A 13950-nucleotide genomic window follows, 5' to 3' on the forward strand; every position below is an offset into this window, starting at 1 on the left:
GGCCGGCCGGGGTCAGCCGGAGACGCTCGGGCGGCCGTTCTCGATGTGGCCCATCAGGCGCCTGCGGAACGTGCCGCCGCCGTCCGCGGTCACTTCGAGGTCGTACCAGCCGTGCGCGTCGGCGGCGGAGTGCACCACCGTGCGACTGCGCCCGGGCTTGACGGTGACGGTCCGCTTCCAGTCCCGCAGATCGGCCTCGTCGGCGTAGCCGAGCGGCCGCACGACGAAGGTGACGGGCTCGCTGCCGCGGTTGCGGAGCGTCAGATGGACGTCGCGGTCGTTGTGGTCGAGGTACGTGGTCACCTCGGCGGCGTCCGCGGCCCCGGCGCCCTCGAACTCCCGCCGGAACCCGTTCGGGCCGGTGACGGTGAACCTGTAGGCGCCGTTCGCCCCGCCGGTAAGGGGCACGCTCCATTGCGCCTTGCCCCTTACGTCCTTGTGCTGCGGCGTGGCGAACTCCTTGGCGTACGGGTAGAGCGCGAAGTGGGCGCTGGCCCGGCCGTTGTTGCTGAGCTGCACCTGGAGGGCGCCGTCGGCGACCCGTGCGTACGCGTCCGGCTGGTACGGCAGCGGCCGGGCGGGCCGGGTGCCCTCTTCCTGTACGGGCATGTGCTGCTGGGCGGGCGGCTCGGGGCGCCAGCGTCCGCTCAGCGGCGGGATGGGGCCGGGCCGGGTCACGGCGGGCTGCGGCCTGCCCCGCTTGAAGTCGAAGGCGGAGGTCAGGTCGCCGGCGACGGTACGCCGCCACGTGCTGATGTTGGGCTCGCGCACCCCGGTCCACTGTTCCAGGAAGCGGATCACGGAGGTGTGGTCGAAGACCTCGGAGCAGACGTAACCGCCCACGCTCCACGGTGAGACGACGAGCAGCGGCACCCGCGCGCCGAGCCCGGTGGGCCTGCCCTCCCACTGCTCGTCGGCCACCTCGGGCGGGGCGACGGGCGGCGGGACGTGGTCGAAGAAGCCGTCGTTCTCGTCGTAGTTGACGAGGACGACGGTGTGCCGCCAGACGTCGGGGTGCTTGCCGAGTGCGTCGAGCACCTTGTAGACGATGGTGGCGCTGTGCACGGGCGAGGAGACGCTCGGGTGCTCGGAGTCGAGCGCCGAGGGCACCAGGTAGGAGACTTCGGGCAGGGTGCCGGCGGCGACGTCCTCGCCGAAGGCGTCGGCGAGCGTGCCGGTGGGCACCCGCCTCAACCCCCGCTCGAACAGGCTGCGTTCGGCCTTGGTGAGGGTGGCGACCCCTTGGTCGAGCAGCCCGAGAAGCCGCTGCCGCTCGGCGTTGTCAGTGGCGTCGCGTACAACGGAGTAGAAGGACTCCATGAAAGTGTGCCCACCTGTCTTGGCGAGCACCTTCCGCGCAATGGCTTTGAAGGTGGTGAAGAACTCGATCTGGTTGTCGGTGAAGTTCTCCCACTCGGTGTACGTCTTCCAGCTGCGCCCGGCCTTTTCGAGCCGCTCGGCGTAGGTGCCCCAGCCGTACCCGGGATGGGTCCCCTCGTCATAGGCATCGTTACCCACGGCCCTCTGACCATTGGCCTCGAACCCGGTCTTGCCGCTCCACAGATGGTTGCGGTTGGGGCTGGTGGAGCTGTGGATGGAGGAGTGGTAGGCGTCGCAGACGGTGAAGGTGTCGGCGAGTTCGTAGTGCAGCGGGATGTCCTGGCGGTCGTAGTAGGCCATGGTCGCCGAGGTCTTGGCGGAGACCCAGTTGTCCATCCAGCCGCCGTTCCAGGCCTTGGCACCGCCGCTCCAGGAGTGGTCCAGGGCGCCTATGTACTGGAGGTCCTTGTGCTGGGCGGCCGCGGCGCCGCGCACGGGGAAGGGAAGGACGGTGCTGCCGAGCGGCCCGGGCTGCTCGAACACGGGCCTGCCGCCGGGGAGTTGGAGGGCATTGCGGTCACCGAAGCCGCGCACGCCCCGCAAGGTGCCGAAGTAGTGGTCGAAGGACCGGTTCTCCTGCATGAGGATCACGACGTGCTTGACCGCGCTCAGCCCACCGGCGGGCGGCCCGGCGGCCATCGCCGCCTGCAGCGACGGCGGCAGCAACGACCCGGCCGCGGCGGCGCCGAGCGCGCCGCCGCCGAGTGCGAGCAGGCGGCGCCGTGAGATGTCCGTGGCCAAGTGGTCCTCCCGGGTTGTACGTGGTGAGCTGCGTCGGGGGAACGGTAGTGACCCCGGGTGTCCCCCAGAAGGCCCACCCCCGGCCCCCCGATGAACGTCCAAACGCCCGCGCCGAAAGTCCAACCCCCTTCCCCTCCTGGGGGCTCCGCCCCCAGACCCCCGGCCCCTTGCCCACCCGTGACGGAGCCCGAAGGTGCGGCCTCCCTGGGGGCTGCGCCCCCAGACCCCTGCGCTGGGCGCCCGGCCACTCAACTGAGGGCCACTCGCGCCCGATCGCGCAGTTCCCCGCCCCTAACCCCCTGTTCAGCCGCGGACCGTGCATGGCTGGTCGCGCAGTTCCCCTCGCCCCTAGCAGCGCCGGCCTTGGCAGGGTGCCCCTGCGGGCATACCCAGCCCACAGGCACCCCGGCCCACCCGGCAGCTGGCGTACCGCCCGTACGGGCACCCCCAGCCCGTCATGGGGGTCCCCCCTGGCCCTTGAGGCCTTGGGGGAGTTTGAGGACGAGCGCCCTTAAGGCGCGAACGGGGTCTGGGGCGGAGCCCCAGGAGACCCGGGCTTCACCCTTTCCAACCCCCGGCGGGTCTAGGGAAGGGGCGGGGTGGGGGAAGCCGAAGGGGCGGCCCGCTCCGGGTAACTTGCCCGGGGCGGCCGCCCCTTGGGGACGTACCAGGAGATCCGAGGGCTAGCCCTCGACGCCCAGCTTCTCCAGGATCAGCTGCTTCACGCGCGCCGCATCGGCCTGACCACGCGTGGTCTTCATGACCGCCCCGACCAGCGCGCCAACCGCCGCGACCTTGCCACCCCGGATCTTGTCCGCGATGGCCGCGTTGCCGGCGATCGCCTCGTCCACGGCGGCCCCCAGCGCCCCCTCGTCCGAGACGACCTTGAGGCCGCGCTTCTCGACGACCGCGTCCGGGTCGCCCTCGCCCGCGAGGACACCCTCGATGACCTGGCGCGCCAGCTTGTCGTTGAGGGAACCCTCGGAGACCAGCGCCACGACCCGCGCGACCTGGGCCGGCGTGACGGGCAGCGCGTCCAGGGTGACGCCCTGCTCGTTGGCGTTGCGGGCGAGCTCGCCCATCCACCACTTACGGGCACCCGCCGCGTCCGCGCCCGCCTCGATCGTCGCGACGATCGGGTCGACCGCGCCCGCGTTCAGCATCGACTGCATGTCGTGCTCGCTGACGCCCCACTCCTCGCGGAGCCGGTTGCGCCGCACGCGAGGCATCTCGGGGAGCCCCGCACGCAGTTCCTCGACCCACGCGCGCGCGGGAGCCACCGGCACCAGGTCCGGCTCGGGGAAGTAGCGGTAGTCCTCGGCGTTGTCCTTGATGCGCCCCGACGTGGTGGAGCCGTCGTCCTCGTGGAAGTGACGGGTCTCCTGCACGATCGTGCCGCCCGAGGACAGTACGGCCGCGTGCCGCTGGATCTCGAAGCGGGCCGCCCGCTCCACCGAGCGGAGCGAGTTGACGTTCTTGGTCTCCGAACGCGTGCCGAACTTCTCGACGCCGTGCGGGCGCAGCGACAGGTTCACGTCGCAGCGCATCTGGCCCTTGTCCATCCGGGCCTCGGAGACGTCGAGCGCCTTGATGACCTCGCGCAGCTCGGCCACGTACGCCTTGGCGACCTCGGGGGCCCGCTCTCCCGCGCCCTCGATCGGCTTGGTGACGATCTCGATGAGCGGGATGCCCGCGCGGTTGTAGTCCAGGAGCGAGTGCGAGGCGCCGTGGATGCGGCCCGTCGCACCACCGACGTGCGTGGACTTGCCGGTGTCCTCCTCCATGTGGGCGCGCTCGATCTCCACGCGGAAGATCTCGCCGTCCTCCAGCTGGACGTCCAGGTAGCCGTTGAAGGCGATCGGCTCGTCGTACTGCGAGGTCTGGAAGTTCTTCGGCATGTCCGGATAGAAGTAGTTCTTCCGGGCGAAGCGGCACCACTCGGCGATCTCGCAGTTCAGCGCGAGGCCGATCTTGACGGCCGACTCGACGCCGATCGCGTTGACGACCGGGAGCGAGCCGGGCAGGCCGAGGCAGGTGGGGCAGGTCTGCGAGTTGGGCTCGGCGCCCAGCTCCGTGGAACAGCCGCAGAACATCTTGGTCCTGGTGCCGAGTTCGACATGGACCTCAAGGCCCATGACGGGGTCGTACGACGCCAACGCGTCCTCGTACGACAGGAGTTCGCTAGTCACGGTGAAACTTTCCCTCTCAGCCCAGCAGGACGTCGTCGTCGCCGAGGCGCTTCAGCTCGCGGTACAGCAGGGCGATGCCGGTGGCGATGGCGGCGGCGGAGACGATCGCGTCGACGAGCTGCAGCGTGTCGTGCTCCAGGCGGGCCTTCTTGACCTGCTTCGCCACGCTGATCGCGCCGAAGGCGGTGGTGCCCATGGACAGGTACGTACCGGCCTTGGACTTCTTGAATCCCTTGGCCTTGGTCAGTGCACTCACAGCGACGGAGCCTCCTCAAGCAGCGGGTGGCCCCACTTTTCCACGAAGGCGGCCTCGACAGCGGCTCCCACCTTGTACAGGCGGTCGTCCTTCATGGCGGGGGCGATGATCTGCAGCCCGACCGGCAGGCCGTCCTCCGGCGCGAGGCCGCAGGGCAGCGACATGGCGGCGTTGCCCGCCATGTTGGTCGGGATGGTGCACAGGTCGGCGAGGTACATCGCCATCGGGTCGTCGGCGCGCTCGCCGATCGGGAAGGCGGTGGTGGGCGTGGTCGGCGAGACGATCACGTCGACCTGCTCGAAGGCCTTCTCGAAGTCGCGGGTGATGAGGGTGCGGACCTTCTGGGCCGAGCCGTAGTACGCGTCGTAGTAGCCGGAGCTGAGCGCGTACGTACCGAGGATGATGCGGCGCTTGACCTCGTCGCCGAAGCCGGCCTCGCGGGTCAGGGCGGTGACGTCCTCGGCGGACTTCGTGCCGTCGTCGCCGACCCGCAGGCCGTAGCGCATGGCGTCGAAGCGGGCCAGGTTGGAGGAGCACTCGGACGGCGCGATCAGGTAGTACGCGGAGAGCGCCAGGTCGAAGGAGGGGCAGTCCAGCTCGACGATCTCGGCGCCGAGCGACTTGAGCAGCTCGACCGACTCGTTGAAGCGCTGGACGACGCCGGCCTGGTAGCCCTCGCCGGAGAACTGCTTCACGACGCCGACACGCATCCCGGCGACGGAACCGTTCTTCGCGGCCTCGACGACCGGCGGGACCGGCGCGTCGATGGAGGTCGAGTCGAGCGGGTCGTGCCCGGCGATGACCTCGTGCAGCAGCGCGGCGTCCAGGACCGTACGGGCGCAGGGGCCGCCCTGGTCCAGGGAGGACGAGAAGGCGACCATGCCGTAGCGGGAGACCGCGCCGTAGGTCGGCTTGACGCCGACGGTGCCGGTGACGGCGGCGGGCTGGCGGATGGAGCCGCCGGTGTCCGTACCGATGGCGAGCGGGGCCTCGTAGGAGGCGAGGGCGGCACTCGAACCGCCACCCGAACCGCCCGGAATGCGGGTCAGGTCCCACGGGTTGCCGGTCGGGCCGTACGCGCTGTTCTCCGTCGACGACCCCATGGCGAACTCGTCCATGTTGGTCTTGCCGAGGATGACGACGTCCGCGTCCTTGAGGCGCTTGGTGAGCGTCGCGTCGTACGGCGGGATCCAGCCTTCGAGGATCTTCGAGCCGACGGTGGTCGGGATGCCCTCGGTGGTGAAGATGTCCTTCAGCGCGAGGGGCACACCGGCCAGCGGGCCGAGCTTCTCGCCGGCCGCGCGCTTGGCGTCGACGGCGCGGGCCTGCGCGAGCGCGCCCTCCCGGTCGACGTGCAGGAAGGCGTGGACCTTCTCGTCCACGGCCTCGATGCGGGCCAGGTGGGCCTCGGTGACCTCGACGGCCGTGAGCTCGCCGGACGCGATCTTCGAGGCGATCTCGGCGGCGGTGAGCTTGATGATGTCCGTCATGTGATTAGTCCTCCCCCAGGATCTGCGGCACCTTGAAACGCTGCTGCTCCTGGGCCGGGGCGCCGGAGAGCGCCTGCGCGGGGGTGAGCGACGGACGGACCTCGTCCGCGCGCATGACATTGGTCAGCGGCAGCGGGTGGGAGGTCGGGGGTACGTCTTGGTCGGCGACCTCGGAGACGCGGGCGACCGCGCCGATGATGTCGTCGAGCTGTCCGGCGAAGTGGTCGAGCTCTTCGCCCTTCAGCTCCAGACGCGCCAGCCGGGCGAGGTGGGCGACCTCCTCGCGCGTAATGCCAGGCATGCAGCGATCCTCAGGGGTGAGTGAGTGTGGTTTGGGCCCAATCCTATGGGGCGCGGCGCCCTCACCACGAAACGGATTACCCGCTCACCCTCGGTCACCGCCCCCGGCTGCGGCTGCGGGCGGCCCGGGCCCTGTGCGGTACGGGGCCGACGCACCCCCGCCGAGGTCGAGCGGCCGGGGTCCGGGGCGGAGCCCCGGGCGCCCCGGATCACTGCACGGGCTGCCCGGAGCCCTGCGCCTCCGCCTCGGCCCGCGCAGCGGCGGCGGCCGCGATCTCGGCCGGCCGGTGCCACCCGGAGTCGCCCCGGGCGAGCAGCCAGGCCGTCGCCTCGGCGGGCGGCATCGCCGCGGCCACCAGCCACCCCTGCACCGCGTCGCACCCCAGGTCCCGCAGCCGCTCCCACGTCTCGTCGTCCTCGACGCCCTCCGCCACCACCAACAGGCCGAGCGAGTGGGCGAGATCGACGGTGCAGCGGACGATCTCCGCGTCCTCGTTGTCGATGGCGAGCCGGGCCACGAACGACCGGTCGATCTTCAACTCGCTGACCGGCAGCCGCCGCAGGTGCACCAGCGACGAATACCCCGTACCGAAGTCGTCGAGGGACATCTTCACGCCGTGGCCGGTCAGCCCGGCCATGGTGTCGGCGGCCCGCTGCGGGTCCTCAAGCAGGACGTGTTCCGTTATCTCCAGCTGGAGCGCGCCGGCCGGGACGCCGTGCCGGGCGAGGCGGGCGGCGACGGCCCCCGCGAAGCCGGGCGTGTGGACGTCGCGCGGGGAGACGTTGACGGCGACCGGGACCTTGAGGCCCTGGGCCCGCCACCGCGCCACCTGGGCGAGCGCCGTCTCCAGGACGTACTCGGTGAGGTGCGGCATCAGCCCGCTGGACTCGGCGATCGCGATGAACTCGTCCGGAGGGACCCGCCCGCGCTCGGGGTGCACCCAGCGCACCAGCGCCTCAAGTCCCGCCACCTGGCCGTCGAACTGGACCTTCGGCTGGTAGTGCAGCTCCACGTCCCCCGCGTCGAGCGCACGCCGCAGATCGCCCAACAGGCCGAGACGGTCAGGGGTGTTGGAGTCCCGCTTGGATTCGTAGACCTCCACGCCCGTGCGGTCCCGCTTGGCCTGGTACATCGCGACGTCGGCCCGGCGGAGCAGCCCCTCGGCGTCCAGCGCGTGGTCGGGGAAGAGCGCGACGCCCGCGCTGGCCTCCAGGACGAGGGTCAGCCCGTCCAGGTCGAGCGGCGAGGAAAGCTCGGCGACCATGCCGCGGGCCGTCCGCATGGCGCTGGTCGCGGAGTCGCACACGGGCAGCAGCACGGCGAACTCGTCGCCGCCCAGTCTGGCCGCCTCCGCGCCGCGCGGCAGAGCGGTCCTGAGCCGTTCGGCTATCTGGAGCAGGAGACGGTCTCCCGCGAGGTGCCCGAGGGTGTCGTTCACCGACCGGAAGCGGTCGAGGTCGATCAGGACGAGCGCGGAGCGGGTGCCGGTGCTCTCCGCCTCCTCCAGGGCCGACCAGGTGCGTTCCAGGAGCCACTGGCGGTTGGGGAGGCCGGTGAGCGGGTCGCGCAGTTGCTCCTCGGCGCGGGCCCGGGCGATCCAGAGCGTCGAGTCGAGGGCGACGAGCGGAACCGCGAACAGCGGGAGCAGCAGGGGCACCGACATGGCGACGACGCAGATCAGCGGGGCGATCCCGAGGAGCGCGACCGCGACGAGCCCCTGCCTGAACAGGGCCGTGCGGGCGACGGTGGGCAGCCCGCCGCCGCGGGGCGCGAGCGCGTACCAGAGCAGCATCCTGGTGAGCAGCAGATACGTACCGGCCGCGAGCACGATTTCGGGGGCGCCGGCGACGCTCCACTGGGTGGGCCACCACGGGTGGGCCACGCCCGGGACGACGTCGAAGGCGGCCAGGACCAGGCCCGCGGCTCCTATGCCGAGGATGTCCACGGCGCCGTGCAGCACGCCCTGGCGCCAGCGGTTGCGCCGCGCGGCGCCGACCAGGACCACCACGGCCAGGCTGACCAGCGCGGCCGGCAGCCAGCCGTACAGGAGCAGCACGGCAATGGTGAGGGCGGCTCCCGAACCGGTGCCGCCCCACCAGCGCTCACGGCCGAGCGCGACGAGATGGCCGACGATAATGCCGGTGAGGACGGCGAGCGACCAGCCCGTCGTCCCGCCGGGGAACAGGGCGTCGCCCTGCTGGACGGCCCGGTAGAAGCCGGTGGCAAGGACCACGCCCGCGAGGCCTGTGACAACGGCCGTCAGCCTGGACGAAAAGCCCGTGAACCCGCGCAGCCTCACGGCCGGGGCGGTGCTCTCGGTCGGTTTCATTCCCGTCCCTCTCACAGCCGGCAGTGCCCGTGCACGCGATGGCCCCGATGTCATGCCACCACGACTTGTGTTGAACCCCAACCGCTCCACTAGCAGGGGCCATCAGCCGTGCACGACAGGCGCACATCTCAACAGTAGGCCGCAGAAGGCTCTGTCGGGCAGCGCTCTACAGCTCTTGCCCGAATGCGACCCAGCCACCCGCATCGGTCTGCTATGCGCCGAACGGGTGACTCCGCGCAGCCTCCAGGCCCCCTGTTACTACCCTCGTTTCTGTCTCATTCCCCCTCTGGGGCGTTGGGCATCGCGGCTTCTCTCGCGGCGTCGGGCCCTTGTTCCAGCAGAACGGCGAAGCCGCCCTCGTCCAGAACCGGAACCTTCAGCTGCATCGCCTTGTCGTATTTGGACCCCGGGCTGTCGCCGACGACGACGAAGGAGGTCTTCTTGGAAACGGAACCGGTGACCTTGGCTCCGCGGCTCTGCAGCGCTTCTTTCGCGCCATCTCTGGTGTGCCGCTCAAGAGTTCCGGTCACGACGACGGTGAGGCCCTCCAGCGGGCGCGGTCCCTCGTCCTCGCCGGTGCTCTCGTCCTCCATGCGGACGCCGGCGGCCTTCCACTTGCGCAGGATCTCCTGGTGCCACTCCTCGGCGAACCACTGCTTGAGGGAGGCCGCGATGGTGCCGCCGACGCCCTCGACCGCGGCGAGTTCCTCCTCGGTGGCCTGCTGGATGCGGTCGATGGAGCGGAATTCGCGGGCCAGCGCCTCGGCGGCGACCGGGCCGACGTGGCGAATGGAGAGCCCGGTGAGGATCCGGGCGAGGGGGCGCTCCTTGGCCGCCGCGATGTTCTCCAGCATCGAGACGGCGTTCTTGCGCGGCTCCCCGTTCATGTTGGCGAAGACGAGGGCGACCTTCTCCTCGCCGGTCTTGGGGTCGCGCTTGGGCAGTCCGCTGTCCTGATCGAGGACGTACGCCTTGATGGGCAGGAGCTGATCCATCGTGAGGTCGAAGAGGTCGCCCTCGTCGAGCAGCGGCGGCGTCGTCGGCTCCAGCGGTCTGGTGAGCGCGGCGGCCGCGACGTATCCGAAGTTCTCGATGTCGAGGCTCTTGCGACCGCCCAGGTAGAACAGCCGCTCCCTCAATTGGGCGGGACAGGACTGGGCGTTGGGGCAGCGCAGGTCGATGTCGCCCTCCTTCATCGGACGCAGCGCGGTCCCGCATTCCGGGCACTCGGCGGGCATCTCGAAGGGGTACTCGCTGCCGTCCCGCAGGTCGGCGACGGGGCCGAGGATCTCCGGGATGACGTCTCCGGCCTTGCGGAGCACCACGGTGTCGCCGATGAGGACGCCCTTGGCCTTCACCACGTCCTGGTTGTGGAGGGTGGCGAACTCGACCTCGGAGCCGGCCACGGTGACCGGCTCGACCTGTGCGTAGGGCGTGACGCGGCCGGTACGGCCCACGCCCACGCGGATGTTGACGAGCTTGGTGTTGACCTCTTCGGGCGCGTACTTCCAGGCGATGGCCCAGCGCGGGGCGCGCGCGGTGGAGCCGAGGCGGCCCTGGAGGGGGATCTCGTCGAGCTTGACGACGACGCCGTCGATCTCGTGCTCCACCACCGAGTGCCGGTTCTCGCCCATGTAGGCGATGAACTCCCGCACTTCTTCGAGGGACTTGACCACCTTGTTGCGCTGGGCGGTCGGCAGGCCCCATTCGCGCAGCAGGCCGTACGCCTGCGAGAGGCGGTCGATGTCGAAGCCCTGGCGGGCGCCGATGCCGTGGACCACCATGTGCAGCGGTCTGGTCGCGGTGACCTTGGGGTCCTTCTGGCGCAGCGAACCGGCGGCCGCGTTGCGGGGGTTGGCGAACGGCTTGTCGCCCGCTTCGACCAGGCGGGCGTTGAGGCCTTCGAATGCCTCCATCGGGAAGTAGACCTCGCCGCGGATCTCGACGAGCTCGGGGATGCGGTCGCCCTTGAGCCGGTCGGGGATGTCGGCGATGGTGCGCACGTTGGGCGTGATGTCCTCGCCGGTGCGGCCGTCGCCGCGGGTGGCGGCGCGGGTCAGCCGGCCGTGCTCGTACGTCAGGTTCACGGCGAGGCCGTCGACCTTCAGCTCGCACAGGTAGTGGTACTCGGTGGTGCCGACGTCCTTGGCGATGCGCTCGGCCCAGGCGGCCAGTTCCTCGTCGTCGAAGGCGTTGTCCAGGGACAGCATCCGCTCGCGGTGCTCGACCGAGGCGAAGTCCGTCTCGTAGGCGCCCGCCACCTTCTGGGTCGGCGAGTCGGGTGTGCGCAGCTCGGGGTGCTCGTCCTCCAGCGCTTCGAGCGAGCGGAGCAGCTTGTCGAAGTCGCCGTCGCTGATGACCGGTTGGTCCTTCACGTAGTACCGGAAGCGGTGCTCCTCGATCTGCTCGGCGAGGAGCGCGTGCTTCTCCCGTGCCTCCGCGGGCACCGCTGCGTTCTGTTCGCCAGCCACCGTCATGTCCTCCCGTTTCCCGTCTTCTCCGTCACTCAGGGTTGTCCGCGAGCGATCTCGCCGCCCGGACGCAGTGGGCGAGCGCGGCCCGGGCATAGGCCGGGGACGCACCCGCCATACCGCATGCCGGGGTGATCACCACGGACTCGCACAGAGTCCCCGGATTCAGCCCCAGCCTGCGCCACAGCGTCCTGACACCCATGACGCTACCGGCAGGGTCTGACAATGGGCCGTCGGTGCCCGGCACCACTCCGGCGAAGAGCTTGACGCCGCTCTCGGCGGCCTCACCGATCTGCTCGTCATCACGCTCGGTGAGCAGCGAGAAATCGAACGACACCCCGGCGGCCCCGGCCCGCCGCAGCAGGGCGAAGGGGACGTCGGGGGCGCAGGAGTGGACGACGACCGGACCATCGTGCACGGCGACGACGTCCCGCAGGGCGGCCTCGACGACCTGCCGGTCGACGGCCCGGTGGGTGCGGTATCCGCTGGCGGTACGGATCTGCCCGCGCAGCACGGAGGTGAGGGAGGGCTCGTCGAGCTGGAGCACGATCCGGGCGCCGGGCACCCGCCGGCGGACGTCCGCGAGGTGGTCGCGCAGGCCCTCGGCGAGCGATCCCGCGAGGTCGCGGCAGGCGCCGGGGTCGCCGAGGGAGAGCTCGCCGTTCCTGAGCTCCAGGGCGGCGGCCAGCGTCCACGGCCCGACGGCCTGCACCTTCAGCGGCCCGGTGTACTCCTGGGTGAACTCCTCCAGGGCGTCGAGGTCCTCGCCGAGCCAGGACCTGGCCCGCCGGGTGTCCCGGCCGGGCCGGTCGCTGACGCGCCAGCCGCTGGGCTCCACGTGTCCGTACATCTCGACGAGGAGTCCGATGGTCCTCCCGATCATGTCGGCGCCGGGTCCGCGCGCGGGCAGCTCCGCGAGGTGGGGGAAGTCGCCGCTCGCCCCCTCGGCGCCGATCAGCGAGCCGGTGACGGTCTTGGCGGTCTCCCGCGCGTCGCCGCCCGGCATCGAACCGACGCCGGTGGCGGGCCCCCAGGGGAAATTGCTCTGTTCGCTCACCCCGGAAGCGTACGCAACCGGGCGCGGGGCCCGGTCCCGGCTACTTGCCGGGGCGCACGGTGAGGTCGTTGACCTCGGCGTCGGCCGGCAGGTCGATGGCCATCACGATGGTCGTGGCCACCGACTCGGGGGCGATGAACTTCGCGGGGTCGTACTCCTTGCCCTCCTGCGAGTGCACCTTGGCCTGCATGGGGCTCGCGGTGCGTCCCGGGTAGACCGAGGTCACGCGGACGCCGTTGGCGTGCTCCTCCTGGCGCAGGGAGTCGGCGAGCGCCTTGAGGCCGTGCTTGGAGGCGGCGTACGCGCCCCATTCGGCGTGCGCGTTGAGGCCGGCGCCGGAGTTCACGAACACCACGTGGCCGCGCGAGGCGCGGAGTTGGGGCAGCAGGTGGCGGGTGATCTCGGCGGGGGCGATGAGGTTGACGTTGAGCTGCTGGTGCCAGGTCTTGGGGCGCAGATCGCCGACCGGGCCGAGGTCGACGATGCCCGCGATGTGCAGCAGCGAGTCGAGCTGGTCCGGCATCGGCTGTTTGTCGAAGGCCCAGGAGAGGCGGTCGGGGTCGGCGAGGTCGCCGACGAGGGTGCGGGCGCCGGGGTACCGGGCGGCGAGCTCCTTGGCGCGTCCGGCGTCGCGCGCGAGCAGGATGAGCTCGTCGCCGCGCTCGTGCAGCCGGCGCGCGACGGCCGCGCCGATGCCGGAACCGGCCCCGGTGATCAGGTGAGTAGCCATACCCGCCATGCTCGCACTACTTCTCGTCCCGCTTCCCGCCCTGCTTCTCGTGACTACTGGATACCGAGGGACTCTTCCAGGTAGGCGAGCGCCGCGACACCGTCCTCGGCAAAGAAGACCAGGTCGGTGAGGGGAATGGGCAGGAAGCCCTCGTCCTCCATGCGGCGGAACTGTTCCTTGAGGCCGTCGTAGAAGCCCGCGGTGTTCAGCAGGACGACCGGCTTGGTCGTCTTCCCGTGCTTCTTCAGCTCCAGGATCTCGGTGGCCTCGTCCAGTGTGCCGGTGCCGCCCACCATGATCACGACGGCGTCCGACTTGGCGAGCAGCAGCGCCTTGCGCTCGGCGAGGTCCTGGGCGATGACCATCTCGTCGGCGTTCTTACGGGCCTTTTCCGCGAGGAAGTCGACGGAGACGCCGACGAGTTTCCCGCCCGCGCCCTGCACCCCGTCGGCGACGACCTTCATGAGGCCGCTCTCTGAGCCGCCCCATACCAGGGTGTGCCCGCCCTTGCCCAGAAGCTCGGCGAACTCCTGGGCGGGGCGCGTGTAGCGCTCGTCGAGATCGGCCGCGGAGAGGAAGACGCAGATGTTCATACGGCAACGATACGAAACGGCGGGAGGGAAGAAAGCGGGAGGGAAGAAGAGCGGCCCGGTGAACGCTGCACTTCTTATGACGACTGGACATCGCATCACCATTGAGCGCGGCACCGAGCACGTGCGGGTCGTTCGCGACGGGCAGGTGCTCGCCGAGAGCGGCCGTCCGCTGCTGCTGCGCGAGACCGGCCTCCCCGTCCGCTACTACCTTCCGCCCGAGGACGTCCGCACCGATCTGCTGACCCCGTCGGACACCCACACGTACTGCCCGTTCAAGGGCACGGCCTCCTATTGGTCGCTGCCCGGGGCGGCCGACCTCGTCTGGTACTACCCCGACCCGAAGCCGGACGTGGCCGAGATCAAGGACCACCTGTGCTTCTACGAAGTGGAGGTCGTCACCGAGTAGTCCGGCT

11 protein-coding genes are annotated in these 13950 nt (G+C 70.7%); 1 reads left to right on the top strand and 10 read right to left on the bottom strand.

All coding sequences use genetic code 11. The features are described 5' to 3' along the window. Positions 1-12 precede the first annotated feature (12 nt). The 10 genes from ACWC2B_RS13945 to ACWC2B_RS13990 form a co-directional block, all read right to left on the bottom strand. Positions 13-2121: a phosphocholine-specific phospholipase C gene (locus ACWC2B_RS13945; RefSeq protein ID WP_450716681.1), complete on the bottom strand. Its 2109-nt coding sequence runs from the start codon at positions 2119-2121 to the stop codon at positions 13-15. 683 nt (positions 2122-2804) lie between these two features. Continuing rightward, on the bottom strand, positions 2805-4310 hold the full coding sequence (gene gatB, locus ACWC2B_RS13950) for an Asp-tRNA(Asn)/Glu-tRNA(Gln) amidotransferase subunit GatB (RefSeq protein ID WP_450716682.1): 1506 nt from the start codon (positions 4308-4310) through the stop codon (positions 2805-2807). A gap of 16 nt (positions 4311-4326) precedes the next feature. Further along, the gene (locus ACWC2B_RS13955) at positions 4327-4566 is read right to left on the bottom strand and encodes a hypothetical protein (RefSeq protein WP_450716683.1); all 240 of its coding nucleotides are present in this window, start codon (positions 4564-4566) and stop codon (positions 4327-4329) included. Then, positions 4563-6056 carry an Asp-tRNA(Asn)/Glu-tRNA(Gln) amidotransferase subunit GatA gene (gene gatA / locus ACWC2B_RS13960; protein WP_450716684.1) on the bottom strand — a complete coding sequence of 498 codons (1494 nt, stop codon included), beginning with the start codon at positions 6054-6056 and terminating at the stop codon, positions 4563-4565. Before gatA ends, ACWC2B_RS13955 begins: the two co-directional genes overlap by 4 nt. A 4-nt stretch (positions 6057-6060) precedes the next feature. Then, a complete protein-coding gene (gene gatC / locus ACWC2B_RS13965; protein ID WP_003966094.1) occupies positions 6061-6357 on the bottom strand; it encodes an Asp-tRNA(Asn)/Glu-tRNA(Gln) amidotransferase subunit GatC in 297 nt (98 codons plus the stop codon). A 208-nt stretch (positions 6358-6565) separates the two neighbouring features. Beyond that, the gene (locus ACWC2B_RS13970) at positions 6566-8686 is read right to left on the bottom strand and encodes a putative bifunctional diguanylate cyclase/phosphodiesterase (protein ID WP_450716685.1); all 2121 of its coding nucleotides are present in this window, start codon (positions 8684-8686) and stop codon (positions 6566-6568) included. 275 nt (positions 8687-8961) lie between these two features. Continuing rightward, a complete protein-coding gene (gene ligA, locus ACWC2B_RS13975) occupies positions 8962-11163 on the bottom strand; it encodes an NAD-dependent DNA ligase LigA (protein WP_450716686.1) in 2202 nt (733 codons plus the stop codon). Between the two features lie 25 nt (positions 11164-11188). Continuing rightward, on the bottom strand, positions 11189-12214 hold the full coding sequence (locus ACWC2B_RS13980; RefSeq protein WP_450716687.1) for a methionine synthase: 1026 nt from the start codon (positions 12212-12214) through the stop codon (positions 11189-11191). 40 nt (positions 12215-12254) lie between these two features. Next, complete coding sequence (locus tag ACWC2B_RS13985; protein WP_450716688.1) at positions 12255-12953, bottom strand: SDR family oxidoreductase; 699 nt, start codon at positions 12951-12953, stop codon at positions 12255-12257. 44 nt (positions 12954-12997) lie between these two features. Next, positions 12998-13537, bottom strand: coding sequence for an LOG family protein (locus tag ACWC2B_RS13990; protein WP_450716689.1), 540 nt, complete (start codon positions 13535-13537; stop codon positions 12998-13000). A gap of 76 nt (positions 13538-13613) precedes the next feature. Here ACWC2B_RS13990 and ACWC2B_RS13995 point away from each other — a divergent pair, with 76 nt between their 5' ends. After that, the gene (locus ACWC2B_RS13995) at positions 13614-13943 is read left to right on the top strand and encodes a DUF427 domain-containing protein (protein WP_450716690.1); all 330 of its coding nucleotides are present in this window, start codon (positions 13614-13616) and stop codon (positions 13941-13943) included. Positions 13944-13950 lie beyond the last annotated feature (7 nt).

The organism is Streptomyces sp. NPDC001415 (assembly GCF_053597395.1).

Coding starts and splice junctions, on each gene's coding strand:
- ACWC2B_RS13990 (WP_450716689.1), bottom strand. CDS start 13,537: ATGAACATCTGCGTCTTCCTCTCCGCGGCCGATCTCGACGAGCGCTAC.
- ACWC2B_RS13995 (WP_450716690.1), top strand. CDS start 13,614: ATGACGACTGGACATCGCATCACCATTGAGCGCGGCACCGAGCACGTG.
- gatC (WP_003966094.1), bottom strand. CDS start 6,357: ATGCCTGGCATTACGCGCGAGGAGGTCGCCCACCTCGCCCGGCTGGCG.
- ACWC2B_RS13970 (WP_450716685.1), bottom strand. CDS start 8,686: ATGAAACCGACCGAGAGCACCGCCCCGGCCGTGAGGCTGCGCGGGTTC.
- ACWC2B_RS13985 (WP_450716688.1), bottom strand. CDS start 12,953: ATGGCGGGTATGGCTACTCACCTGATCACCGGGGCCGGTTCCGGCATC.
- gatA (WP_450716684.1), bottom strand. CDS start 6,056: ATGACGGACATCATCAAGCTCACCGCCGCCGAGATCGCCTCGAAGATC.
- ligA (WP_450716686.1), bottom strand. CDS start 11,163: ATGACGGTGGCTGGCGAACAGAACGCAGCGGTGCCCGCGGAGGCACGG.